Origin of the sequence: Yokenella regensburgei ATCC 49455 (assembly GCF_000735455.1) — a bacterium.
Taxonomy (GTDB): domain Bacteria; phylum Pseudomonadota; class Gammaproteobacteria; order Enterobacterales; family Enterobacteriaceae; genus Yokenella; species Yokenella regensburgei.
In genome coordinates, this window is record NZ_JMPS01000010.1 from 1 (window position 1) to 23,627 (window position 23,627).

The 23,627-nt window shown below is 55.4% G+C and carries 21 protein-coding genes; 11 read left to right on the plus strand and 10 right to left on the minus strand.

Annotation, left to right across the window (positions count from 1 at the left end):
* Positions 1 to 5: 5 nt before the first annotated feature.
* Positions 6 to 962, minus strand: a complete 957-nt coding sequence (gene ytfQ, locus GYRE_RS02050; protein ID WP_006816841.1) for a galactofuranose ABC transporter substrate-binding protein YtfQ — start codon at positions 960 to 962, stop codon at positions 6 to 8.
* A 306-nt stretch (positions 963 to 1,268) separates the two neighbouring features.
* Here ytfQ and ppa point away from each other — a divergent pair, with 306 nt between their 5' ends.
* Positions 1,269 to 1,796 carry an inorganic diphosphatase gene (ppa, locus tag GYRE_RS02055; RefSeq protein WP_038252619.1) on the plus strand — a complete coding sequence of 176 codons (528 nt, stop codon included), beginning with the start codon at positions 1,269 to 1,271 and terminating at the stop codon, positions 1,794 to 1,796.
* Between the two features lie 195 nt (positions 1,797 to 1,991).
* Complete coding sequence (locus tag GYRE_RS02060) at positions 1,992 to 2,330, plus strand: hypothetical protein (RefSeq protein ID WP_038252624.1); 339 nt, start codon at positions 1,992 to 1,994, stop codon at positions 2,328 to 2,330.
* 44 nt (positions 2,331 to 2,374) lie between these two features.
* Here GYRE_RS02060 and GYRE_RS02065 read toward each other — a convergent pair whose 3' ends face one another.
* The 3 genes from GYRE_RS02065 to tamA are packed head-to-tail and all read right to left on the minus strand — an operon-like array spanning position 2,375 to position 8,228.
* Positions 2,375 to 2,719: a gamma-glutamylcyclotransferase family protein gene (locus GYRE_RS02065; RefSeq protein WP_038252626.1), complete on the minus strand. Its 345-nt coding sequence runs from the start codon at positions 2,717 to 2,719 to the stop codon at positions 2,375 to 2,377.
* A gap of 2 nt (positions 2,720 to 2,721) precedes the next feature.
* On the minus strand, positions 2,722 to 6,498 hold the full coding sequence (gene tamB / locus GYRE_RS02070) for an autotransporter assembly complex protein TamB (protein ID WP_038252628.1): 3,777 nt from the start codon (positions 6,496 to 6,498) through the stop codon (positions 2,722 to 2,724).
* Complete coding sequence (gene tamA / locus GYRE_RS02075; RefSeq protein ID WP_038252631.1) at positions 6,495 to 8,228, minus strand: autotransporter assembly complex protein TamA; 1,734 nt, start codon at positions 8,226 to 8,228, stop codon at positions 6,495 to 6,497. The genes tamB and tamA overlap by 4 nt, the downstream gene beginning before the upstream one ends.
* 209 nt (positions 8,229 to 8,437) lie before the next feature.
* Here tamA and msrA point away from each other — a divergent pair, with 209 nt between their 5' ends.
* Positions 8,438 to 9,076 carry a peptide-methionine (S)-S-oxide reductase MsrA gene (msrA, locus tag GYRE_RS02080; protein ID WP_038252634.1) on the plus strand — a complete coding sequence of 213 codons (639 nt, stop codon included), beginning with the start codon at positions 8,438 to 8,440 and terminating at the stop codon, positions 9,074 to 9,076.
* Between the two features lie 179 nt (positions 9,077 to 9,255).
* Positions 9,256 to 10,599: a polyamine export protein PaeA gene (gene paeA, locus GYRE_RS02085; protein ID WP_006816834.1), complete on the plus strand. Its 1,344-nt coding sequence runs from the start codon at positions 9,256 to 9,258 to the stop codon at positions 10,597 to 10,599.
* A 73-nt stretch (positions 10,600 to 10,672) separates the two neighbouring features.
* Here the strand turns inward: paeA and GYRE_RS02090 are convergent, their stop codons facing one another.
* Complete coding sequence (locus GYRE_RS02090) at positions 10,673 to 10,879, minus strand: DUF1107 domain-containing protein (protein WP_006816833.1); 207 nt, start codon at positions 10,877 to 10,879, stop codon at positions 10,673 to 10,675.
* A gap of 322 nt (positions 10,880 to 11,201) precedes the next feature.
* Here GYRE_RS02090 and GYRE_RS02095 point away from each other — a divergent pair, with 322 nt between their 5' ends.
* A complete protein-coding gene (locus GYRE_RS02095) occupies positions 11,202 to 11,759 on the plus strand; it encodes a YtfJ family protein (RefSeq protein ID WP_038252636.1) in 558 nt (185 codons plus the stop codon).
* Here the strand turns inward: GYRE_RS02095 and cysQ are convergent.
* Positions 11,756 to 12,496, minus strand: a complete 741-nt coding sequence (gene cysQ, locus GYRE_RS02100) for a 3'(2'),5'-bisphosphate nucleotidase CysQ (protein WP_006816831.1) — start codon at positions 12,494 to 12,496, stop codon at positions 11,756 to 11,758. The two genes, GYRE_RS02095 and cysQ, sit on opposite strands and share 4 nt — an antisense overlap.
* A gap of 188 nt (positions 12,497 to 12,684) precedes the next feature.
* Here cysQ and GYRE_RS02105 point away from each other — a divergent pair, with 188 nt between their 5' ends.
* Positions 12,685 to 14,628: a bifunctional 2',3'-cyclic-nucleotide 2'-phosphodiesterase/3'-nucleotidase gene (locus GYRE_RS02105; protein WP_112471476.1), complete on the plus strand. Its 1,944-nt coding sequence runs from the start codon at positions 12,685 to 12,687 to the stop codon at positions 14,626 to 14,628.
* 3 nt (positions 14,629 to 14,631) lie between these two features.
* On the opposite strand, the gene GYRE_RS02110 is transcribed toward GYRE_RS02105, so the two are convergent.
* A complete protein-coding gene (locus GYRE_RS02110) occupies positions 14,632 to 15,012 on the minus strand; it encodes a winged helix-turn-helix transcriptional regulator (protein ID WP_006816829.1) in 381 nt (126 codons plus the stop codon).
* An 84-nt stretch (positions 15,013 to 15,096) separates the two neighbouring features.
* Between GYRE_RS02110 and GYRE_RS02115 the strand changes: the two genes are divergently transcribed.
* From GYRE_RS02115 to GYRE_RS02125, 3 genes are all read left to right on the plus strand, one after another.
* Positions 15,097 to 15,951, plus strand: a complete 855-nt coding sequence (locus GYRE_RS02115; protein ID WP_038252640.1) for an SDR family oxidoreductase — start codon at positions 15,097 to 15,099, stop codon at positions 15,949 to 15,951.
* A gap of 72 nt (positions 15,952 to 16,023) precedes the next feature.
* The gene (locus GYRE_RS02120; RefSeq protein WP_038252642.1) at positions 16,024 to 16,848 is read left to right on the plus strand and encodes an AraC family transcriptional regulator; all 825 of its coding nucleotides are present in this window, start codon (positions 16,024 to 16,026) and stop codon (positions 16,846 to 16,848) included.
* A gap of 73 nt (positions 16,849 to 16,921) precedes the next feature.
* Positions 16,922 to 17,890, plus strand: a complete 969-nt coding sequence (locus tag GYRE_RS02125) for a DMT family transporter (RefSeq protein ID WP_038252644.1) — start codon at positions 16,922 to 16,924, stop codon at positions 17,888 to 17,890.
* 3 nt (positions 17,891 to 17,893) lie between these two features.
* On the opposite strand, the gene GYRE_RS02130 is transcribed toward GYRE_RS02125, so the two are convergent.
* Positions 17,894 to 19,546, minus strand: a complete 1,653-nt coding sequence (locus GYRE_RS02130; protein ID WP_038252646.1) for a methyl-accepting chemotaxis protein — start codon at positions 19,544 to 19,546, stop codon at positions 17,894 to 17,896.
* A gap of 245 nt (positions 19,547 to 19,791) precedes the next feature.
* Between GYRE_RS02130 and ytfE the strand changes: the two genes are divergently transcribed.
* Complete coding sequence (gene ytfE / locus GYRE_RS02135; protein WP_038252647.1) at positions 19,792 to 20,454, plus strand: iron-sulfur cluster repair protein YtfE; 663 nt, start codon at positions 19,792 to 19,794, stop codon at positions 20,452 to 20,454.
* Positions 20,455 to 20,517: 63 nt separating this feature from the next.
* On the opposite strand, the gene cycA is transcribed toward ytfE, so the two are convergent.
* Positions 20,518 to 21,927, minus strand: a complete 1,410-nt coding sequence (cycA, locus tag GYRE_RS02140) for a D-serine/D-alanine/glycine transporter (protein ID WP_006816822.1) — start codon at positions 21,925 to 21,927, stop codon at positions 20,518 to 20,520.
* Positions 21,928 to 22,225: 298 nt separating this feature from the next.
* Entirely contained in the window at positions 22,226 to 22,846 is a 621-nt protein-coding gene (gene bamJ / locus GYRE_RS02145) for a BamJ family beta-barrel-assembly machinery protein (protein ID WP_038252649.1), read from the minus strand.
* A gap of 129 nt (positions 22,847 to 22,975) precedes the next feature.
* Between bamJ and GYRE_RS02150 the strand changes: the two genes are divergently transcribed.
* On the plus strand, positions 22,976 to 23,617 hold the full coding sequence (locus GYRE_RS02150) for a LysM-like peptidoglycan-binding domain-containing protein (protein WP_038252651.1): 642 nt from the start codon (positions 22,976 to 22,978) through the stop codon (positions 23,615 to 23,617).
* Positions 23,618 to 23,627 lie beyond the last annotated feature (10 nt).

A 23,627-nucleotide genomic window follows, 5' to 3' on the forward strand; every position in this document is an offset into this window, starting at 1 on the left:
CGCTATCAGTAGCCCATGTTTTTCTTCTTCTCGAGCTCCTCTTTTGCCGTATCCGGCAGATAAAGGGTCGATTTTGTCAGGGTCAGTTTCGGCGGCATGGTGCCGTCTTTTTTGTATTTCTCCAGCGCATCAAACGCCGGCCCCGCCATATTCGGCGTTAGCTCAACGCTGGCGTTGGCTTCACCGGCCATCATCGCTTTATAGATATCCGGTACGCCGTCAATCGACCCGGTAAGGATCTCGCTACCCGGTTTCAGCCCCGCTTCTTTGATGGCCTGAATGGCGCCGATCACCATGTCGTCGTTATGGGCGTAAACCATGCAGATGTTCTTGCCGTTGTTTTCCGCCTTAATAAAGCTCTCCATGACCTCTTTCCCTTTACTGCGGGTGAAGTCACCGGACTGCGAACGAATTATTTTGATGTTTGGCGCTTTTGCGATGGCTTCAGCGAAGCCTTTCTTACGATCGATGGCTACGCTCGCGCCCACGGTGCCCTGCAGTTCAACGACGTTACACGGTTTGCCCGCCACGGTTTTCACCAGCCAGTCGCCAATCAGCTGCCCTTCCAGCACGTTGTTGGCGGTCACGGTAGTCATGTACAGCGATTTGTCTTTCACATCGATAGAGCGGTCGAGCAGGAATACCGGGATCTTCGCTTCCTTGGCTTCTTTCAGCACCGGTTCCCACCCCGTCGCAACCACTGGCGCGATGAAAATGGCATCCACACCCTGGGCAATGAAAGAACGTACGGCTTTGATTTGGTTTTCCTGTTTTTGCTGACCATCGGCGATTTTCAGCGTAATGCCGCGCTTCTCGGCCTCGCTTTTTGCGACGTTAGTTTCAGCCGCTCGCCAGCCGGATTCAGAACCGACCTGCGAAAATCCTACGGTCATTGAGGCAGCCATCGCCATAGACGACATGGCTGCGGAAACTGCTGTGACAAGAAGTAAGCGCTTCCACATAAGAGTATCCTCGTAGGGTTATTGTTGGTTAAATCGTCACCTGCGGGATAACTATAGACAAGAGAAGAGGCAACAGGATGCGTTGCATCACACTTCGGAAAAGTGAATAACACGCGATTCACAACTCTGTAATCGCTTCCACCGGGCTATGAAAAAAGCAGCTGACTTTATGGATTTTTCACCTGATGAAAGGACGTTTAACGGGAGTCTGAGAGAAGGATGAAAAGGAAAACAGGCGGAGACTTTCTTTGTGAGTTGGCTATAATACCGGGCACTTGTTTGCCATACATTTTAAAGGAAACAGACATGAGCTTACTCAACGTCCCTGCGGGTAAAGATCTGCCGGAAGATATCTACGTTGTCATCGAGATCCCGGCTAACGCAGATCCTATCAAATACGAAATCGACAAAGAAACTGGCGCACTGTTCGTTGACCGTTTCATGTCTACCGCGATGTTCTATCCGTGCAACTACGGTTACATCAACCACACCCTGTCCCTGGACGGTGACCCGGTTGACGTTCTGGTCCCAACTCCGTATCCGCTGCAGCCGGGCTCAGTCATTCGCTGCCGTCCGGTTGGCGTACTGAAAATGACCGACGAAGCCGGTGAAGATGCCAAACTGGTTGCCGTACCGCACACCAAACTGAGCAAAGAATACGATCACATCAAAGATGTGAACGACCTGCCGGAACTGCTGAAAGCACAGATCGCTCACTTCTTCGAGCACTACAAAGATCTGGAAAAAGGCAAGTGGGTGAAAGTAGAAGGCTGGGACAACGCTGAAGCTGCAAAAGCAGAAATCATCGCCTCCTTCGAGCGCGCTAAGAAGTAATTCTTTCGCCGCCTGATAATGCCCAGGCCCCGAAAATCGGTTACCGGTTTTCGGGGCTTTTTATTGCCTCCCTTCCCGCTGCGTATTAACCGCCGTAACAAACGCTCTACAAACCGTTACACCCCTCTGCATCCGGCTTGTGCATACTGACTACAGGTTCTGAACAACGTGGCATTCATCTTGTGGAGAAGCATCATGCAGTTAATGAAAGGTGTGTTAGCGGTCGGGATGGTTGGGCTCTTAGTCGCAAGCGTCACCGGCTATGCGCAGGATACCCAGTGGCAGAAAAATCATCCGCGCCGCGAAGAAGTTAACCAGCGTTTAGATAATCAGGATCATCGTATTAAGCACGATGTGAAAGACGGTTCAATGAGTCGTGATGAAGCGAAGAAGCTGCATGAGCAGGATAAATCCATCCGTCATCAGGAGCAGGCTGATGCCCGTCACGACAATGGGCACATCACCAAACATGAACAAAAGCGACTGAATAACGAAGAGAATCACGTGAACCACGAAATCTCATCGGCACAGTAATTATCCCATAAAAAACAACGCCACCCGAAGGTGGCGTTGTTTTCTCAGTACTGGTCTCTGTCTAACCAGTTCCCGTTTTCAATCAGCTTTAATCCCTCTACCGAACGTTGGTACACGTACATCCATGCACTTCCGTAAGGCGTCTGGATCAAGTGGCGAGCGTATTCCCCGCCTTTGGTGCGCAGCGCATCAAGCTCGGCAAGCGTGGAAGCGTCGATACGATAAACCTCACCATGTACTATGCCTTTTCCCGGCACCGCGCCTGGATAGTGGCCCAGGCTGTACAGCTGATAATCGTCGACACTGTGCGCGCCAAGCCACTGGGCGTTGGTCATCCAGTGGCTGTTGCCTTGTCTGCGTCGTAAACTGCCGTAAACAAATATTCGCATTGCTAAAACTCAAACTGATAGAGCACATCGAGTGCCTGATCTACGCCAGACACTGCTTCCAGATATAGCTTAGGCATCAGACGATAGCGTAACGTGAGTGTTGCCAAAGAGTCAAAGATTCCCACGCCATACTTCACCTGCAGACCCGGCAGTACATAACCGCTGACCACCACCTGAGAGGAGTCGCCGACCCCCTGGGTGTCCAGCGCCAGATTGCTTACGCCAAACGTCTCACCGATTTTACCCACAACCTGACCACTTTGTGCAACCCCCAAACCAACAAGCATTGAGGTCATGGCGGCGCTATCGCTCTGTCCGCTGTCGAGGCCCTGCCCGCGAAGCAGGTAAGAAAGCGCCTCCTGCTGCGACATCGCCGGGTCCGAGAACACCTCTGCCTTCGGCTGATCCGCCGAGCCCGTCACGCGAACCCCCGCGATAACGTCGTTCTCCGTCGCTTCAGGATTACGAATCGCTTCGATGTTGAGCAGGGGCTGATCCGGTGGGCCGGAGAACAGCAGTTCCCCTTTACGCACGATCAGATCCTGACCATAGGCGTGGAAACGCCCTTCCGGAATGTTGATCTGCCCGTTGAGGCCCAGCCCCTGTTTATCCTGCGCCACCTTCAGATCCCCCGTCAGGCGTGCTTTCAGGCCGAACGCTTCCAGACGCACGTTGTTGCCGACATGGATAGTCAGGTTGCTGTTAATCGGGATCCCGGCGCTCTGTGGTTTCTCCGGCTGCAGCTTGTCGTTCAGCATGACTTCGTCGCTGGAGACACCAACCGCGCTTTCCGGTACGTCATGCACCACAATGCGCGCCCACGGGATATCCACGTTACCATCTAGCGTGAACAGGCTTGGTGTGGCATTAAAGACGACGTCAGGGGAGACATCCAGTCGCACCATCGGCGGTACGGTGATACGTACCCGGGAGCCTTTAGCCGCCACCTGCGCTCGCCAGTTATCGATCTGCGTCCAGTCGGCGTTACCGCTGAGAGCAATCTGCCCTTTTTTCGTGTTCACCGTCCCCTGCAGCGTTGAACGTGTGCCGAGGAAGTTCATCACAATCTGGCTTGGCTGCATGTCGAACGGCATAAAGTTACCGTCTACGTCCACGCCGCTCAGCTGCATCTGCCCGAACAACTGCGGTGACTGTACATCACCGCCAAGGCGCAGGTTGGCGTTGAGCCTGCCTTCCGCCTTCTCGCCGCGCGAGAAGATAGGGTTAATCATCGCCAGTGAGAAGTTGCGAATATTGACGTTACCGCCAAGATTACGCCGTCCTTCCGGGTCGGTGACCTGCAGCTGACCATCCAGTTGGCCGTTATTGGTGAGTCGAATCAGCCAGCCCAGCTCAGCGCGGTTGTTCTTCAGATCAGCGCTCAGGTTCAGCGTGTCAAACGCCACCGGCAGCGGCGCGTCATTCACCGTCTGCGTCACCTTCACATTACGCCCGGAGAGCGTCACGCTACCCTGCGGCAGCCCTTTCTTAGTGGTATCCCAGCTGACGTCTGCCTTACCGCTGAATACGCCGCTTGCCTGAGTCGCCGCTGGCATAAACGGTTTCAACATCGCCAGGTCAAAACGATTGAGATTCACCAGCGCCCGGCCTTCCGCCCCGGCATCGATGGTCTGCGGTACGCAAAGCTCAGCGTTCGGGTTGTTCCAGCAGTGTGGCCCGATACTGATTTTCTGCTCTTTATTACGGTAATCCAGCGCAATGGCGCGGTTCACCGACCACGGCCCAACCGGCGTCTGGAAGCGAGTGTTGCTGAGCTCCCCTTTCCAGCGCTCTTCTTTGCGATCGAAGCTCCCCGTCAGCGCCAGCTGGCCGGATACCGGCTCGCCCTGAATACGCAGCTGCAGCTCATGGTGCTTCTCATCGCCTTTGGCATCCAGCTGGACCAGGCTGATGTTCACGCCCGGCTGCGCTATCCGATCGACGCGAACGTTCAGTTTACCGCCGATTTGCTCGGCCGATTTAATATCGCCCTCAACCCGCACCTGCGCGATAGATAGCTCCTGGAAGCGCAGTGCACGGGCGGTGATGTCGGCCAGCAGCTGCGGGGCTTCCACCGTGCCACGGACCTTCAACAACCCTTTCGCCGTGCCGCCAAGGCCGGGCAGCGCGTTATCAAGATTTGGTGCATCAATGGTGGCGTCGAGGTTAAGGTCTTTCACCCCCAGCTCGCCCTTCAGGTCGGCGCTGTTTTTACCGAGTTCCAGATGCAGACCAGGGATAGTCCACTGCATGTAGCTGTTACCGGCAAGTTTGCCGTCAACATTGACCTTGTTCTGCTTCACGTTGCCGGTAATTTTCAGCTCCGGCACTTCCATTTGCCAACTGCCGCCGTACAGGCTGCCGCGGGTTTTAATGATGCCGTTAAGCTTTGACGGCCACTCCGGTGCGGCTTTGGCGGTGTTGATACCATTGAGGGTCAGTTCACCGCGCCAGCTAATCGCCTGCTGCCAGTCGAGCAGCGCTTTCAGCTCGGTTTTTCCCTCCAGCGCCGCGACGCTGAGTTTATCGAGGTTAAGCTGCTTCTCGTTACCCTTCGCATCAAGCGTGATGTTGGCGGGGGGAACCCCTTTCCCCTTCACCGCGGTGCGGAACGAGAGCGTATAGTCGGTCATTTTGCCGCTGAGTTTGAGCTTGAGATCATCGGCCTGGAACGCTTTTTCACCGGTGAAAGGCCAATACAGCTGCTTGCTCAGCACTTCTACATTCAGCGGCAGACCGGCTTGTGCCAGCTGCGCCTGCGCCCGCAGGGACATATCCACCGGGCCAGATAAATTAACACCCACGTCGAGTTGCTTACGCAGCTCGCCACCCACTTTCAGTTTCACCTTCTCGCCCTTGAGCGGGTCGATGTTCAGGGTGCTGTTGAGGGTAAGATCAACCGGCCAGTTATCCTGCAGCTGCGCAGTACCGGTTGCGTTCACCGTCCCCTGGCTCGAGTCGATATCCAGCGCCTCCAGGTGAGTGTTACCGTCGATGCTGCTGACCTTAAGCAGTAGCTTGTAAACCGTGAGGTCAGTGTCACCCGTGAGGCGCAGCTGTTCGCCACGAAACTCCTGGATATTGAGATTCAGCGGCAGATGAACGTCAGTCATCTCCGGCAATACCGGCTTAGAGAACAGCGCCGTCAGCGTTTCGCCGAGAGGTTTCTCATCCGGCTGCGGGTTTTGGATCTTCGGCTCAACCACCTCTTCCTTCGCCACCTTTGCCACTTTAGGCAGCGCAATCAGCAGCCCTTTGAGCGATGTCGGGGTGAGCGTCAGGTTCTTTTCCTGCCAGTTGAGGCCGGTGGAGAAATCCATCACCGAGACCGTGGTGTCGTCTATTTTGACATTCACATTGTTGAGTGCGACGCGGCTCAGCGTGATGGGATACGGCGTGGAGAGGTTCAGCGGCCCGCTCTCCTCTTCCACCGCTGGCGCCGCGGGCGGCATTTTTTTGCTGTCGATGGCGACGTTAATGTCGCTGAGCGACAGATCGTTAACGCATAGCGCGCTGTTCCACAGGCACTCTACCTTCACCGCCAGATGCACTTGCCCGGCATCAACCGCCACGCCTGGCTGCGTATAGCGAACGTTTTTCAACGTCAGGTCGCGCCAGCCGCCGGTCACCTGGCTAATTTCCAGACCGGGTACCCAGCGGTTAGCGGCTTTGAACACCAGATGCAGGCCGGTGGTTGTGCCGACCAGAAATGCCACTGCGCCAAGCAGCAGCACAATCACTAGCAATACGCCGAGGCTAATCTTCTTCCATAAACTCATAATTCAGGCCCCAGACCGATGTAGAACTGTAATCCATGCTCGTCTTTATCGCCGACAGGAACGGCGAAATCGAGCTTGATTGGCCCGACGGGTGACTCCCAGCGCACCCCAACACCGGCACCGGTTTTGAAGTCGCTCTGAGTGATATCGTTGACCGCTTCCCCGCTGTCGACAAATACCGCCCCCCACCACTTGCCGGTTACGTTGTACTGATACTCAAGCGAGCCGGTCGCGAGTTTTGAGGCCCCGGTGAGTTTGCCATTGTCATCTTTTGGTGAGATGGATTTGTACTTATAGCCACGAATGCTGCGATCGCCACCGGCGAAGAAACGCAGGTCCGGCGGCACTTTGTCAAAATCGCCGGTTTCAATCCAGCCGAGGTTACCGCGCACCACAAAGCGATGACGATCGTAGAGCGTGCGGATCCAGACGTTCTGTGCCTGAATCACCGAGAAGTCGACATCAGAGCCCCAGGCCGTGTTGGAATAGTCAACGGAGTAGCGTTGCGAATCGCCCCAGGTCGGCATCAGGCCGCCGCGCGAGCGGGTACGGCTGACAGAAACGCCAGGGTAGATAAGCATTGTAGTGTTAGTGACGTCTGCCTGGGTAAAGTGGTCGAGACTCCAGCGCAGGTTAATGGCGCGCTGCCAGCCGCTGGAGAGATCCCAGTATCGGGAGAGGGCCAGGGTGCTGGAATCGGCTTTGGTATCGTTCAGGTTGGTACTCTTGAAGCCGCCCTGTACCAGATAATACTGCTCCAGCGGATTCTTCAGCAGCGGCATTTTGTAGCTGAAATCCAGCTGCTGCTCCGGGGCAGAAATACTCAGACTGGTGGTCAGGCTGTGGCCGTAGGAGTTGACCCACGGCTTCTTCCACGTTGCTTTCACGCGCGGACCCACGTCGGTGGAGTAGCCCACACCGGTTTCAATGGTGTTTTCTTTGCGCGGCGACAGCACGCCGTGCAACGGCAGCACCTTGGTTTTACGGGATTTATCGAACTCTGGCGCCACGACCACCGAGTTAAACCAGCCGGTAGCGGAAAGGCGGCGGTTCAGCTCAGCCAGATCGGCCGAGGTGTAGTAGTCGCCCTGCTTAAAAGGCACCAGATTTTGCAGATAGCGATCCTGGATCTGCGATCCTTCGAAGCTGACCGCGCCGAAGCGGTAACGCTCTCCGCTGTCATAGTCGATATCCCAGAAGGCCTGGTGTCTGGCAAGAGAGACGCCCAGCTGGCTCTTTTTGAACTCGCTGTCGAAATATCCCTTACGCAGTGAAACACTGGTCAGGTCCTTCTTGAAATCATCGTAATCACCCTGATTAAGCACGGTGCCAATCGCCGGGCGCTTCTTGAGCAGCTTAAGGTAATCGCTGTCATCGCGGGCACCGCCACGCAAAATGACGTCGGTACCACCAATCAGCACCGGCTGTCCTGGCGATACTTTGGCGAGCAGAACCTGACGCCCCTTCTTTGGTGGTGGCATCAGTTCAAAATTGATTGTCGGTTCGAAATACCCCAGCGCCTTCAGGCCTTCACGGATAGCATCGTCAACGCGCGCGCGGAAGCGACGGTCTGGCGTCACCTCATCCCCCTGAATGGTTGAAAGCTGGGCGCGGACGTTTTTTTCTAGCTCTCCCGAAAGCCCTTCAACCTGCAAACGTACGTTCGCAGCACTGGCGATCCCGCTGGCCAGCATAAGACTGACCACGCATAAGTGACGGATTTTTGGCACGTTTTCTCCTGAATATCCTTGTCTCCTCCCCTAAAGGAAACGCAATCGCCGTTCCTCGACGTAACAATCCATTATCATTGGACTAAAAAAAAGACAACTTGTTATATTTTCTTATGTTTAAATCTAGTCATATTCGCAGTGTTTATTGTGTTAAAAGACGAACGCGATGACAACCTTATCCACAATTTCCTTTTCCCGGAGGCCTCACCGTGAGTCTGTTCGATAAAAAAAATCTGGTTTCTCAATCGGATGCGCTCCCAGGACGCAACACGCCGATGCCGGTTGCATCATTACATGCCGTTAACGAACATTCGATGACGAATGTTCCGGATGGGATGGAGATCGCGCTCTTCGCAATGGGCTGCTTCTGGGGCGTTGAACGCCTGTTCTGGCAGCTGCCAGGCGTCTACAGCACCGCCGCAGGTTATACCGGGGGCTTTACCCCGAACCCGACCTACCGCGAAGTCTGCTCTGGCGACACCGGTCATGCGGAAGCGGTGCGTGTGGTGTACGATCCGCAAATCACCTCTTATGAGCAACTGCTGCAGGTGTTCTGGGAAAATCATGACCCGGCTCAGGGCATGCGCCAGGGTAACGACCACGGCACCCAGTACCGCTCAGCCATCTACCCGCTGACCCCGGAGCAGGACGCCGCGGCGAAAGCCAGCCTCGCGCGCTTCCAGGCCGCCATGCGCGCGGCAGGCGACACACGTGACGTCACAACGGAAATCGCGACGGCAAAACCGTTCTACTATGCCGAGGACGATCACCAGCAGTATCTTTACAAAAACCCACAGGGTTATTGTGGAATTGGCGGTATCGGTGTGTGTTTGCCACCTCAGGGGTAGTCTGGTCTGACCGTTAAATAACGGTTAAATCACACACTGGCGACTTTACACACCTTTACGCTATACTAACCCTCGAAAATACCGGTCCATGCTTGCGGACCGGTTTTTATTGTCTTTTCACACAATCTAAAAGTGATCAATTCCCTTCCGAGGATCTGACCATAACGGTCGGATAAAATATGTTAAACAGTATTTTAGTAATACTCTGTCTCATTGCAGTCAGTGCTTTTTTCTCTATGTCAGAGATTTCGCTTGCTGCCTCACGAAAAATCAAACTCAAACTGCTTGCCGATGAAGGCGATGTTAACGCTCAACGCGTTCTGAAAATGCAGGAAAACCCGGGCACCTTCTTCACCGTGGTGCAAATTGGCCTTAACGCCGTCGCCATTCTTGGCGGTATCGTCGGCGATGCGGCCTTCTCCCCGGCATTCCACAGCGTACTCATTAATTACATGTCCCCGGAGTGGGCAGAACAGCTGAGCTTTATTCTCTCCTTCACCCTGGTGACGGGTCTGTTCATCCTGATTGCCGACCTGACACCGAAACGCATCGGTATGATTGCGCCAGAGGCCGTGGCCTTGCGTATCATCAACCCGATGCGCTTCTGTCTGTTCGTTTTCCGCCCGCTGGTCTGGTTCTTCAACGGCATGGCGAACAACATCTTTCGCATGTTTAAGCTGCCGATGGTGCGTAAGGATGACATCACTTCTGACGATATCTATGCGGTGGTAGAAGCCGGTGCGCTGGCGGGTGTGCTGCGTAAGCAGGAGCACGAGCTGATTGAAAACGTGTTTGAGCTGGAATCCCGTACCGTGCCGTCTTCCATGACGCCGCGCGAAAATGTGGTCTGGTTCGATCTGCACGAAGACGAGCAGAGTCTGAAAAACAAGGTAGCCGAGCATCCGCACTCCAAGTTCCTGGTGTGTAAAGACGACATCGACCACATCATTGGCTATGTCGACTCTAAAGACCTGCTGAACCGTGTGCTGGCAAACCAGAGCATGGCGCTGACCGGTGGCGTGCAGATCCGCAACACGCTGATTGTGCCGGATACGCTGACCCTTTCAGAAGCGCTGGAAAGCTTCAAAACCGCCGGTGAAGACTTCGCGGTTATCATGAACGAATACGCGCTGGTCGTCGGTATCATCACCCTGAACGACGTCATGACCACCCTGATGGGCGACCTGGTTGGCCAGGGCCTGGAAGAGCAGATTGTGGCGCGTGATGAGAACTCGTGGCTTATCGATGGCGGTACGCCGATTGATGACGTGATGCGAGTGCTGGATCTTGATGATTTCCCGCAGTCCGGAAATTACGAGACCATCGGCGGCTTCATGATGTATATGCTACGTAAAATCCCGAAACGCACCGACGCGGTGAAGTTCTCCGGCTTTAAGTTTGAAGTGGTGGATATCGATAACTACCGTATCGATCAGCTGCTGGTGACGCGCATCGACAGCAAACCGACGGTACTGTCACCGAAGCTGCCGGATGCAGAAACCAAGAACGAAGGTGCGGCGTAAAACCTGACGGTCCTGCAGAAACATCAACGGCTCCCAGTGGGAGCCGTTTTTTTATCACTACTGCATAGCACGGTTAAGCCATCTCAGTTTGCAGACGCATAACCTGACGGTTGACTTCGGACATGACGGAAAAGTGCAATTTGTCCTTCACCTTCGGGATAAGAATCTTACCCTTATCAAATTCAAAGGCGCCAACGTCCTTGATATACAACCGTCCACGGAACAGGATCTTCACGTACTTCGCCACCTGAAGCGCGTTGTAGCGTTGGAAAATTTTCATTCTTTTAACTCCTGCATGTATTACGCCCTTGTGGTGCCACAATCGGTCCAACGTGTCAGGGCGCAAAATTTAAAGCCTTGTGACTATAGTTCATAACCGGGAAGTTACCCAGTATGTATAAGTTTATTTACCTTTTTATTACACTAATTCAGAATTTTCGTTTCAGCCATACGATAAGGGCAGTATAAGACCACATTTTTTTACTGATATGTGCGTTACGCCGCAAACTGGCATTCGACTTGCGGGTAAAGCCCAAAGATCGCACTTATGCTTAAAGCTCGGACCAAGTGGTCGGATCACCTGCATACAATAAGGAAACACCATGACCCTACGTAAGCTGATGGCGATGTCTTTCCTCTTACTGCCGCTGATGGCCTCTGCACATGACTTTAAAGAGGGACAGCGTGTCCCGCCTGTCGGCATTGCCGATCGCGGCGAGCTGATGCTTGATAACGATAAGTTTAGCTATAAAAACTGGAACAGCGCGCAGCTGGCAGGAAAAGTTCGCGTGATCCAGCACATCGCCGGGCGCACCTCTGCCAAAGAGAAGAATGCGACAATGATTGAGGCCATCAAGGCGGCGAAATTCCCGCATGACCGCTATCAAACCACCACCATTGTGAACACCGATGACGCCATTCCAGGCTCCGGCATGTTCGTGCGTAGCAGTCTTGAGAGCAATAAGAAGCTCTATCCGTGGTCACAGTTCATCGTCGACAGCAACGGTCTGGCACGTAAAGCCTGGCAACTGGATGAAGGGAGTTCAGCCATCGTGGTACTGGATAAAGACGGCCGCGTCCAGTGGGTCAAAGACGGCGCTCTGACCCAGGATGACGTGCAGCAGGTGATCGCCCTGCTGCATAAGCTTTTGAATAATTAAAAAATAGAAACGCGAAAACCGGGGTTAAGGAACGATTCACGCGGGGTATAGTCGAGCGGCTTGCCCTGCCAGTCGTGAACATGTGCTCCGGCCGCAGCAGCGACCGCGTGACCGGCTGCCGTATCCCAGATATTGGTCGGCCCGAAGCGCGGATAGAGCTGCGCCTGCCCTTCCGCCACCAGACAGAACTTCAGCGACGAGCCGATAGAGGTCGTCTGGTGATCGCCCAGCTGCTCAAGATACTCCTTCAGCTCATTATCCGAATGTGAGCGGCTAATTACCACCAGCGGCGGCCGGGCATCGCGAACCTGAATCTGTTTATGGACCCCGCATTCATCCTTCCAGGCTTTACCTTCCGCCGCGCTGTACATCACTTTCATTACCGGGGCATACACCACGCCCAGCACCGCTTTGCCCTTCTCAATCAGGGCAATATTGACGGTAAACTCGCCGTTACGTTTGATGAACTCTTTGGTGCCGTCCAGCGGGTCCACCAGCCAGTAGCGCTGCCAGTGCTGGCGTTCTTCAAAACCTTGTGGAGCCTCTTCAGACAGCACGGGAATATCCGGAGTCAACGCGTTCAGGCCCGCGAGGATCACCCGATGTGCGGCAATGTCTGCCGCCGTCACCGGCGAGTCATCCTGCTTGTGGCTTATCGCCATCGGCTGTGCTCCGTCGTACACCTGCATGATGGCGTCACCCGCCTCTCGCGCAAGCCGACAAATCTTCTCTAACATACCCACCTCTCGTGGTCGCTTTAGCGTTAACCTATTGTTTTAGTTATATCGTATCGCAGAAAATTCCGCTATCTGTGAAGCGTTGCCATTTTCCCGGATCTCTTTTCTGGCAAGATTCACAATTCTGTAAGCAACAAGATGTATTTACATTTGCTTTTGTGCCCTGGATCGACAATAGGATGCCTCTGATGATTAAGTTTAGCGCAACGCTCCTGGCCACGCTGATTGCTGCCAGCGTGCAGGCCGCCACCGTGGACCTCCGTATCATGGAAACCACGGATTTACATAGCAACATGATGGACTTCGATTATTACAAAGACAGCGCAACCGAGAAGTTTGGCCTGGTGCGTACCGCAAGCCTCATCAACGAGGCTCGTGGCGAAGTCAAAAACAGCGTTCTGGTAGATAACGGGGATTTAATCCAGGGCAGTCCGCTTGGCGATTACATGGCGGCAAAAGGGCTGAAAACCGGAGATGTGCACCCGGTTTACAAGGCGATGAATACCCTCGATTATGCGGTGGGCAACCTCGGCAACCATGAATTCAACTATGGCCTTGAGTTCCTGCATAAGGCGCTGGCCGGGGCGAAATTCCCTTACGTCAACGCCAACATCATCGACGTGAAAACCGGCAAGCCGTTGTTCACGCCGTATATCATCAAAGAGACGAAGGTTCAGGATAGCGACGGAAAACCCCAGACGCTGCGCATTGGCTATATCGGCTTTGTTCCGCCGCAGATAATGACCTGGGATAAGGCCAACCTGAGCGGCAAAGTGACCGTCAACGACATCACCGAAACCGCCCGCCACTATGTTCCGGAAATGCGGGCGAAAGGCGCAGATCTGGTGGTCGTGGTTGCCCACTCAGGGCTCTCCGCCGACCCTTATCAGGCAATGGCGGAAAACTCCGTCTACTACCTGAGCCAGGTTCCGGGCGTTGATACCATCCTGTTTGGCCACGCCCACGCGGTCTTCCCCGGTAAAGATTTTGCCAGCATCAAAGGCGCTGACATCGAGAAAGGTCTGCTGAACGGCGTACCAGCAGTAATGCCGGGGATGTGGGGCGACCATCTCGGCGTGGTCGATTTGGTGCTGAACAACGACAGCGGCAAATGGCAGGTGGCGAAAGCGAAAGCCGAAGCTCGCCCAATTTACGACGCGGTCGCCAAAAAATCGCTGGCGGCAGAAGACGCAAAACTGGTGAACATCCTCAAAGAGGATCACGACGGTACGCGGAAATTCGTCAGCAAACCTATCGGTAAAGCCGCCGATAACATGTACAGCTATCTGGCGCTGGTGCAGGACGACCCCACCGTGAAGGTGGTCAACATGGCGCAGAAAGCCTATGTTGAACACTTTATCCAGGGCGACCCGGATCTGGCGAAACTGCCGGTGCTCTCTGCCGCCGCGCCTTTTAAAGTGGGCGGACGTAAGAACGATCCGGCAAGTTTTGTTGAAGTGGAAAAAGGTCAACTCACCTTCCGTAACGCCGCCGATCTCTACCTCTACCCGAACACGCTTATTGTGGTGAAAGCGAGCGGTAAAGAAGTGAAGGAGTGGCTGGAGTGCTCTGCCGGGCAGTTCAACCAGATTGACGTCAACAGCAGCAAGCCGCAGTCGCTGATTAACTGGGACGGCTTCCGCACCTATAACTTCGACGTGATCGACGGCGTGAAGTACCAGATTGACGTGTCACAGCCGGCTCGTTACGACGGGGAATGCCAGAGCCTTAACCCGAAAGCCGAGCGTATTAAAAATCTGACCTTCAACGGCAAGCCGATTGACCCGAACGCCATGTTCCTCGTCGCCACCAACAACTACCGCGCCTACGGCGGCAAGTTTGCCGGTACCGGCGACAGCCACATCGCCTTCGCTTCTCCGGACGAAAACCGCTCGGTGCTGGCTTCATGGATTGCGGCAGAGACGAAGCGCACCGGAGAAATTCATCCGGCGGCAAACAATAACTGGCGCCTGGCACCTATCCACAGCAACACGCCGTTGGATATTCGCTTCGAAACCTCTCCTTCAGAGAAAGCGGCCGCGTTCATCAAGGCCAACGCGCAGTATCCAATGAAGCAGGTTGCAACCGACGATATTGGTTTTGCGGTGTATCAGCTTGATTTGAGCAAGTAAACCTTATGCCGGACGACGCTTCTCCAGCACGTCCGGCAAATTCACTTCGATCCAGTCCGCCAGAGCGGCAACCTTCTCACTCACCTGTTCACCCAGCGCCGTCAGACTATATTCAACATGGGGCGGTACAACCGGATAAGAGATCCGGTTGATAAAGCCATCCTGTTCCAGCGCCTGTAATGACTGCGCGAGCATTTTTTCGCTAACGCCGCCCATCTTGCGGCGCAGGTCGCTGAAGCGGTGCGTGCCTTCCCGCAGAGCCACCAGAATCAGCACGCCCCAGCGGCTGGTGACGTGTTTTAGCACATCCCGCGATGGGCACTGTTCTGCAAACAGATTACCGTTTCGCATCTGTTCGCTGAGGGTCGGGATCGTTGTTTTCATACTTACCTTTTTGTACGTACTTACTAAAAGTTAGTTATGGTGCTAGCGTAGCACAACATTCAATGAACACGAAGGAGTCCTCCCATGATCGCGATTACCGGTGCAACCGGCCAGCTTGGCCAGCACGTCATTAGTGAACTGCTTAAAACCGTCGCCGCCAGCCAGATTGTGGCGATTGTCCGTAACCCGGCAAAAGCGCAGGCGCTAAGCCAGCAGGGTATTGTCGTACGGCCTGGTGATTACAACGACCTGCCTGCGCTGACCGCCGCGCTGCAGGGCGTTGATAAGCTGCTGCTTATCTCCTCAAGCGAAGTCGGCAAACGTGCCGCCCAGCATCACAACGTGATTGAAGCCGCGAAAGCGGCCGGTGTGAAATTCATCGCCTACACCAGCCTGCTGCATGCCGACCGCTCCCCGCTGGGTCTGCACACCGAGCATGTTGAAACCGAAAACGAACTGGCGAAATCCGGGATCCCTTATGCTCTGCTGCGTAACGGCTGGTACACCGAAAACTATCTCGCCAGTGCACCGCCTGCGCTTGAGCACGGTGTGTTTATTGGCGCTGCGGGGGAAGGCAAAATCGCCTCCGCAACGCGCGCAGACTATGCCGCCGCCGCCGCCCGAGTGATGAGCCAGGGCGATCACGCCGGAAAAGTGTATGAGCTGGCGGGCGACAACGCCTGGACTCTGAGCGACCTTGCCGCTGAACTCAGCAAGCAGAGCGGTAAAAACGTGGTGTACCAGAACATGAGCGAAGCCGACTTCGCCGCCGCGCTGAAGAGCGTGGGCCTGCCCGCCGGGCTTGCCGATATGCTGGCTGATTCCGACACTGGCGCATCCAAAGGCGGGTTGTTTGATGACAGCCGTACCCTGAGCGCGCTGACCGGTCGCCCAACGACCCCGCTTGCCGCAAGCGTTAAAAGCCTGCTGGCGCACTGATAAGCGGTTATTTTTGTAGCATCCCACCGGGTCATCTCCGATAATGAAAACGTGACCCGCGTGGAGGTAGCTGTGCAAGGTGTTCCGGACCAGTTTATCGATGAGAGAGACAGCGCGCGCTTTCGCCATCTGGCGGAGGTGCCCGGCGTTGAGCTGTATCATGCGCATATTTCCCGTTATGCCTTTGAACCCCATACCCACGAAGCCTTTGGTATTGGCGCCATCGAAATGGGCGCCGAGCGTTTTCGCTACCGCGGGACACAGCATGTCGCCCCGGTGAATTCCGTCGTCACCATGAACCCCGATGAACTGCACACCGGCGAAGCGGAAACCAGTGAGGGCTGGCGCTATCGGATGGTTTACCTTGAACCCGACCTGCTTGAAGAGGTCACCGGAATACGCCACTGGTGGTTCAGCGACGTTGTGCGTTTGGATCCGCTGCGCTCTCAGCAGCTCTGCGGCCTGATCTACGGCCTGTGGAACAGCAATGATGCGCTGGCGCAAAAAGGGATGCTGCTCGACCTTATCGATACCTTCCGCCCGCTCGCCGAGCACGCCCCGCAGCGCCCGGAGGCCGCCCATCGTTTCGACAGGGTGAGAGAGTATTTGCACGATAACTACATGCATGCCGTAACGCTCGATGAGCTGGCGCAGGTGGTGTCACTCAGCCCGTACCATTTTCAACGTCAGTTCAAAGCTCATTTCCACGTCACTCCGCATCAGATGCTAATGGCGGTGCGCCTGTGGCGGGCGAAGATTTTCCTCACCCATGGTATGCCTGCCGCCGAAGTGGCCGCTGCCACCGGGCTTGTCGATCAGTCACACCTTACCCGCGCCTTTACCCATCGCTACGGCATTACCCCGGTGCGCTACCAGAAGCAGGTCATCCGGCGCTAATGCGCAATCTCATACAATACGCTTATGGTTCTGCCACCTACACTTGCTGCATTCAATGTGAAGGTGGTTAAAGATGATAAGTGGTGTGCTGTACGCCCTGCTCGCGGGGCTGATGTGGGGGTTAATTTTCGTCGGGCCGCTAATTGTGCCGGAATACCCGGCCGTCCTGCAGTCGATGGGACGCTATGTGGCGTTGGGCGTCATCGCCGTGCCGCTGGCCTGGTTTGGCCGCCACCGCCTGCGTCAGCTCACTCGCCACGACTGGGGCACCGCCATCGGTTTAACCATGCTCGGCAACCTGGTGTACTACTTCTGCCTTGCCAGCGCTATTCAGCGCGCCGGAGCGCCGGTCTCCACTATGATAATCGGTACGCTGCCGGTGGTGATCCCGGTGTTTGCCAACCTGCTCTACAGCCAGCGCGACGGTAAACTGCCGTGGCGGCGTTTAATGCCATCATTGGTGTTTATGGCGCTGGGATTGATATGCGTGAACGTCGCGGAACTGCGGCACGGGCTGCCGGATTTCAGCTGGTGGCGCTATGGCTCCGGCGTGGCACTGGCGCTGGTTTCCGTCGTCTGCTGGGCGTGGTATGCGCTGCGCAATGCGCGCTGGCTGCGGGAGAACCCGGATAAACCGCCAATGATGTGGGCGACGGCCCAGGCGCTGGTCACTCTGCCGGTGTCGCTGGTGGGATACGTCGTAGCCTGCCTCTGGCTTGGCACTCATGCGGTTGAGTTCCCGCTGCCGTTTGGCCCGCGCCCGCTGGTCTTTGTGACCCTGATGCTGGTGATTGCGGTGCTCTGCTCGTGGGTGGGTGCGCTGTGCTGGAACATTGCCAGCCAGCGGCTGCCGACGGTGATCGTCGGGCCGCTGATTGTCTTTGAGACGCTGGCAGGACTGCTTTATACCTTCCTGCTGCGCCAGAGCCTGCCGCCGATGTTAACCTTAAGCGGTATCCTGCTGCTGGTTATCGGCGTGGTGGTAGCGGTGAGGGCGAAGCCGGCTAAGCCTGCCGTCGCCCCACTCGCTCAGGAACTCTGAGACTTAGAACGTTTCCCAGTTCGCTTCGGATGCGCTCAGTGGCGGTTTGCTTTTGGCCGCCGCAACCGTTCTCACCGGCGCGCTTCTCTGGCCCGCAGTACGGTTGATTTTGAACACCGCCACCGTCTGATTCAGACGTGATGACTGATCTTCCAGCGCTGCGGCTGCCGCAGCGGACTCTTCCACCAGCGAGGCGTTCTGCTGGGTCACGCGGTCCATCTCGGCAATCGCCTGACCCACCTGATCGATACCCCGGCTCTGTTCGTCAGACGCAGACGCAATTTCCGCCATGATGTCGTTTACACGGGTCACCGAGTTAACGATTTCTTCCATGGTTTCCCCGGCTTCGTGAACCAGCGTCGAACCGGTATTCACACGTTCTACAGAGGCGTCGATAAGCGATTTAATCTCTTTCGCCGCCTGGGCACTACGCTGAGCCAGCGTACGAACTTCCCCGGCGACCACCGCAAAACCGCGTCCCTGCTCGCCCGCACGCGCCGCTTCTACCGCCGCGTTCAGGGCCAGAATGTTGGTCTGGAAAGCGATGCCGTCAATAACGCTGGTTATCTGTGAGATTTGGCCAGAGCTGCGGGCGATGTCGTCCATGGTACGCACCACGCCATCCACCACTTCACCACCTTTTGCCGCCGTTTTTGATGCCGTCAGCGCCAGGCTTGAAGCCTGACGGGCATTATCGGCGTTCTGTTTCACCGTTGCGGTCAGTTGCTCCATGCTGGCAGCGGTTTCTTCCAGCGAGGCGGCCTGCTGCTCGGTACGGGAAGAGAGGTCATTGCTGCCGGCAGAGATTTCGCCGGCACCGGTATAGATAGTATCTGCCCCTTCGCGCACGACGGTCACGGTATTCGCCAGCGACTGCTGCATCTCGCGCACGTTACGCGCCAGCAGCGCCATTTCGTTGCTGCCATCGACGTTAATCGGATGAGTCAGATCGCCGGCGGCAATTTGACGAATATGATCCATCACCAGGTGTAACGGCTTCAGCAGTACGCGCTGCATGGCCAGCCAGCTGGTAATAATCACGGCAACCACGAGGACTATCACCGAAGCCAGCACCCACATGATGCGGGTATAGGCATTGTTATTATCTTCGATACCCTGATGGGTCAGCGCAGCCTGGGCTTCACGCCACTCGCGATACACTTCCTGCATTGCCTGCTGTTTCTTTTCGGCATTCTCTTTGAACATATCTTCGAGTTTGCCCTGCGCCAGCAGCACGTTCATACGGGCCAGCGTTTTGGAGTAGATCCCGTACTGCTCTTCCAGACGATCGGTAATTTTCTCATCCATACCCGGGGTTTCTGGCAGCGCGTAGTACTTGTCGTAGTGATCTTTCGCTTCCGCCAGCAGCGCGTTGGCACCGTTAACCAGCTCGGTCAGCTGAGCACCGTTGATCTCGTTCGCCATACTGCTCTGCAGGCGCAGCATCCCACGGTTAAGCGTGACGCGCGCCTGGTTGAGGCTGATCCATGCGTCGGTAAATTCCGCCACGTTCTGGCTGGAGAGCTGCGACACAGAGAAGCTCTGTTTGTCGTTGTTCAGGGCGTTGATAAATACGCCCGCAGAAAAGAGCTGCATCACGCCAAGCGCGAGCAGGACCGATATCAGTAGGGTAATGACTTTTATACGTTTGAACATCTGTCGCCTTTCAGGTTGCAGGATAGTGTCTGGAGACTATCTATCGGCAGTCGTTCCTGGTTGTTTAATGCTGTTTCCAGGCCGTCTGCGGCAGAAAGGCATTTTTTCAATGCAGTTCAGGACGTTAGCACTTAAAGTTTTTTTGTGACGTAGCTCGCAAAACACACTGCCTCAAAAGGGGTATAGCGTTGACTTAAAGATGCATTTAAAATACATCTTATATTGTTAATGATGAGGTAACTGCTATGGCCTTCCGTGACCAACCTTTAGGTGAACTGGCGCTCTCTATTCCTCGCGCTTCTGCGTTGTTCCGTAAATACGATATGGATTACTGCTGCGGAGGCAAGCAGACGCTGGAGCGAGCCGCGACGCGTAAAGCGCTGGATCTTGATGTCATCGAAGCCGAACTGGCGGCGCTTGCCGGGCAACCGGTAGAGAAAGACTGGCGCGCCGCGCCGCTTAGCGAAATCATCGACCACATCATTGTGCGCTATCACGACCGCCACCGCGAGCAGCTCCCGGAGCTGATTCTGCAGGCAACCAAAGTCGAGCGCGTTCACGCCGATAAGCCTAACGTGCCGCGCGGCCTGACCAAGTACCTGACCATGCTGCACCAGGAGCTTTCCAGCCACATGATGAAAGAGGAGCAGATCCTGTTCCCGATGATTAAACAGGGCATGGGAAGCCAGGCGATGGGGCCTATCAGCGTGATGGAGAGCGAACATGATGAAGCGGGTGAACTGCTGGAAGTGATTAAGCACACCACTCAGAATGTGACTCCACCGCCGGAAGCCTGCACGACGTGGAGAGCAATGTACAACGGGATTAACGAGATGATCGACGATCTGATGGAACACATCAGTCTTGAGAATAACGTGCTGTTCCCACGCGCGTTGCGCGGCGAGTAGCGCTTTTTCCGGTGCGCTACGCTTACCTGATCTACAGATAAGCGCAGCGCTATCCGGTAAAACTTAACGCAGGTTTGCCATACGTTTCTTACCCACAAACACCCAGCCAAGCCCCAGCGCGATAAACCACAGCGGGGTGACCATCAGCGCCTGACGGGTATCATCTTCGAGCGTCAGCAGGACGATAACGAAGACGAAGAACGCCATACATACCCAGCACATCAGTTTGCCCAGCGGCATCTTGTAGATAGATTTCTCGTGCTGCTGCGGACGCTCTTTGCGGTACACCAGGTACGAGCACAGAATGATGGTCCACACGAACATGAACAGAATGGCCGACACCGTGGTAATCATGGTGAACGCACCAATCACGCTCGGGTTAACGTAGAGCATCACCACACCGCCCAGCAGGCAGATACAGGAGAAGGTCAACCCTTTTGCCGGTACCGCACGCTTAGAGAGCTTAGCGAACGCTCTCGGCGCTACGCCGTCCTGCGCCAGACCAAACAGCATACGGCTGGTGGAGAACACGCCGCTGTTGGCGGAAGACGCCGCTGAGGTCAGCACCACGAAGTTGATGATACTGGCCGCCGCCGGGATCCCCACCAGAACAAACAGCTCAACGAACGGGCTCTTGTTCGGCACCACGGAACTCCACGGGGTCACCGACATAATCACGATGAGCGCAAAGACGTAAAACATGATGATGCGAATCGGGATCGAGTTAATCGCACGCGGCAGCGATTTCTCTGGATCTTTGGTTTCTGCCGCCGTGGTACCAACCAGTTCAATACCAACGAAAGCAAACACCGCTATCTGGAAGCCTGCAAAGAAGCCGCTCAGCCCTTTCGGGAACCAGCCACCGTCATTCCACAGGTGGGTGAAAGAGGCCTCAACGCCGGTAGGCGATTTAAAGTGCATCAGCACCATCACCAGACCCACCACAATCAGCGCCACAATAGCGACGATTTTGATCATCGCGAACCAGAACTCCATCTCACCGAACATCTTCACCGTGGCGAGGTTGAGGCTCAGCAGCAGCACGATGACCGCGAGCGAAGCGACCCAGTCCGAGAGCCCGGGGAACCAGAACTGCGCGTACGAGGTGATAGCAACGACGTCGGCCATACCGGTAACTACCCAGCAGAACCAGTAGGTCCAGCCCGTGAAGTACCCGGCCCAGGGGCCGAGCAGGTCGGCGGCGAAGTCGCTAAAGGATTTGTATTCGAGATTCGACAGCAGCAATTCACCCATTGCGCGCATGACGAAAAACAGCATGAAGCCAATTATCATATAAACAAAAATGATGGATGGCCCGGCGAGACTGATGGTTTTTCCGGATCCCATAAACAGCCCGGTACCGATGGCACCGCCGATAGCGATGAGCTGAATATGCCGGTTTGTGAGATTGCGCTGTAGCGACTGTTCAGACGTCGTCTGTTCGTCGGTAGCGACTTTAGCCTGATCTACCATGTGATTATTTCCTGTGTTCCTGTTGCGTTGTGCAGGCTCTACGGCCCTTTTTTTAGTACCCTTGCTCAGGGATTCATCGATAGTAGGTAAGAATCGGCGGGATGAATACTATGAAATGAATATAATGTTAATTTTATGTTGGAAATGAGTGTTATATCACCCTAAAAATGCAAAACGATTCACAAAAATACACATTGCAGAGTGATTTGCAAAATAAAATATCGCTTGAATTCTAACTTAAGGATTTTAAGCTGTTTTATGTTATCCCCTCCCCACTGGGGAGAGGATCTACGCAGTCTTACAGAATTTCCAGCAATTCTACGTCAAAGACCAGGGTGCTGAACGGTGGGATAGAGGCACCCGCGCCGCGCTCGCCGTAGGCCAGTTCGTGAGGGATAGTCAGTTCCCACTTCGAGCCAACCGGCATCAGGGTCAGCGCTTCAATCCAGCCAGCGATAACGCCGTTCACCGGGAATTCAGCCGGTTCGCCGCGCGCAACAGAGCTGTCGAAGACGGTACCGTCAATCAGTTTACCGGTGTAGTGTACGCGAACGTGATCGGTACGCGCCGGGATCTTACCTTCGCCCTGAGTCAGAACGCGGAATTGCAGACCGCTTTCGGTGCTGTTCACACCTTCTTTCTCACGGTTTTCTTCCAGGAATTTCACGCCGTCGGCAGCCATTGCCTGGAAACGCTCACGACGTACTGCGTCAGCACGTTCGTGGATTTCACGCAGCGCGCGATGAACCACATCAACCGGAACCTGCGGCTGTTTACCTTCGAGAGCATCCGCGATGCCCGCTACCAGCGCTTCCGGCAGCAGCCCCTGCAAACCAGATTCGCTCAGCTGTTGTCCTACCTGTAAACCAATACCGTAACTGGCCTGCGCTTCAATTGTGTCAAACGTCGGGGTTGCCATCGTCTTTCCTTTCTTCGGGTATAAAGTAGCGGGCAGCATAACACCATCATCCAGTGGGTAAAACTTTGTCTGGGCAGAATTATGTATATACTGGATCGCAATCAGGGAACGCGGAGCAGGAGGTGACCCATGCCCGAGCGATTCGCACTAAAACCGACTTTGCTGAAAATCTGGCATGCTCCGGATAACTTTAGAATTTTAGATCCTCTGCCGCCGATGCATCGCCGTGGTGTTATCGCGGGGATCCTGCTGGTAGTGATTGGCGTTCTGCTTCCTTCTTCTGACGACAGCCGCACCGCGCCGGTCGCCAGCCGTGATGCGCAACTGGACCTGCAAACGCAGTCCCAGCCGCAGGCACCGTTGCAGACGCAGCTGGTCTCACCGCCGGTCAACGACCCGGACCAGGTGGCACCCGTCGCGCCTGAGCCAGTGCAGGACGATCAGCCGGTAGAAAATACCCAGGCGCAAACTCAAACCTCGCCGCAGCAGTCGCCGCCGGGGATTGAGCAGCAATGGCGAACCTACCGCATCGATCCGGGTAAAACCCTGGCGCAGGTGTTCCGTGACCATAATCTGCCGCCGACCGATGTTTACGCCATGGCGAAGGTTGAGGGCAGCGGCAAGCCGCTGAGTAATCTGCAGTCTGGCCAGATGGTCCAAATCCGCCAGAACGCCAGCGGCGTGGTAACCGGGCTCACTATCGATACCGGCAATAACCAGCAGGTCCTGTTTACCCGCCAGGCCGACGGCAGCTTCATCCGCGCTCGCTAATCTCTCCGCC

What these genes read in the sequence shown, in the direction of transcription:
- ytfQ (WP_006816841.1), bottom strand. Translation starts at nt 962, where the DNA reads ATGTGGAAGCGCTTACTTCTTGTCACAGCAGTTTCCGCAGCCATGTCG.
- ppa (WP_038252619.1), top strand. Translation starts at nt 1,269, where the DNA reads ATGAGCTTACTCAACGTCCCTGCGGGTAAAGATCTGCCGGAAGATATC.
- GYRE_RS02060 (WP_038252624.1), top strand. Translation starts at nt 1,992, where the DNA reads ATGCAGTTAATGAAAGGTGTGTTAGCGGTCGGGATGGTTGGGCTCTTA.
- GYRE_RS02065 (WP_038252626.1), bottom strand. Translation starts at nt 2,719, where the DNA reads ATGCGAATATTTGTTTACGGCAGTTTACGACGCAGACAAGGCAACAGC.
- tamB (WP_038252628.1), bottom strand. Translation starts at nt 6,498, where the DNA reads ATGAGTTTATGGAAGAAGATTAGCCTCGGCGTATTGCTAGTGATTGTG.
- paeA (WP_006816834.1), top strand. Translation starts at nt 9,256, where the DNA reads ATGTTAAACAGTATTTTAGTAATACTCTGTCTCATTGCAGTCAGTGCT.
- GYRE_RS02090 (WP_006816833.1), bottom strand. Translation starts at nt 10,879, where the DNA reads ATGAAAATTTTCCAACGCTACAACGCGCTTCAGGTGGCGAAGTACGTG.
- GYRE_RS02095 (WP_038252636.1), top strand. Translation starts at nt 11,202, where the DNA reads ATGACCCTACGTAAGCTGATGGCGATGTCTTTCCTCTTACTGCCGCTG.
- cysQ (WP_006816831.1), bottom strand. Translation starts at nt 12,496, where the DNA reads ATGTTAGAGAAGATTTGTCGGCTTGCGCGAGAGGCGGGTGACGCCATC.
- GYRE_RS02105 (WP_112471476.1), top strand. Translation starts at nt 12,685, where the DNA reads ATGATTAAGTTTAGCGCAACGCTCCTGGCCACGCTGATTGCTGCCAGC.
- GYRE_RS02110 (WP_006816829.1), bottom strand. Translation starts at nt 15,012, where the DNA reads ATGAAAACAACGATCCCGACCCTCAGCGAACAGATGCGAAACGGTAAT.
- GYRE_RS02115 (WP_038252640.1), top strand. Translation starts at nt 15,097, where the DNA reads ATGATCGCGATTACCGGTGCAACCGGCCAGCTTGGCCAGCACGTCATT.
- GYRE_RS02125 (WP_038252644.1), top strand. Translation starts at nt 16,922, where the DNA reads ATGATAAGTGGTGTGCTGTACGCCCTGCTCGCGGGGCTGATGTGGGGG.
- GYRE_RS02130 (WP_038252646.1), bottom strand. Translation starts at nt 19,546, where the DNA reads ATGTTCAAACGTATAAAAGTCATTACCCTACTGATATCGGTCCTGCTC.
- ytfE (WP_038252647.1), top strand. Translation starts at nt 19,792, where the DNA reads ATGGCCTTCCGTGACCAACCTTTAGGTGAACTGGCGCTCTCTATTCCT.
- cycA (WP_006816822.1), bottom strand. Translation starts at nt 21,927, where the DNA reads ATGGTAGATCAGGCTAAAGTCGCTACCGACGAACAGACGACGTCTGAA.
- bamJ (WP_038252649.1), bottom strand. Translation starts at nt 22,846, where the DNA reads ATGGCAACCCCGACGTTTGACACAATTGAAGCGCAGGCCAGTTACGGT.
- GYRE_RS02150 (WP_038252651.1), top strand. Translation starts at nt 22,976, where the DNA reads ATGCCCGAGCGATTCGCACTAAAACCGACTTTGCTGAAAATCTGGCAT.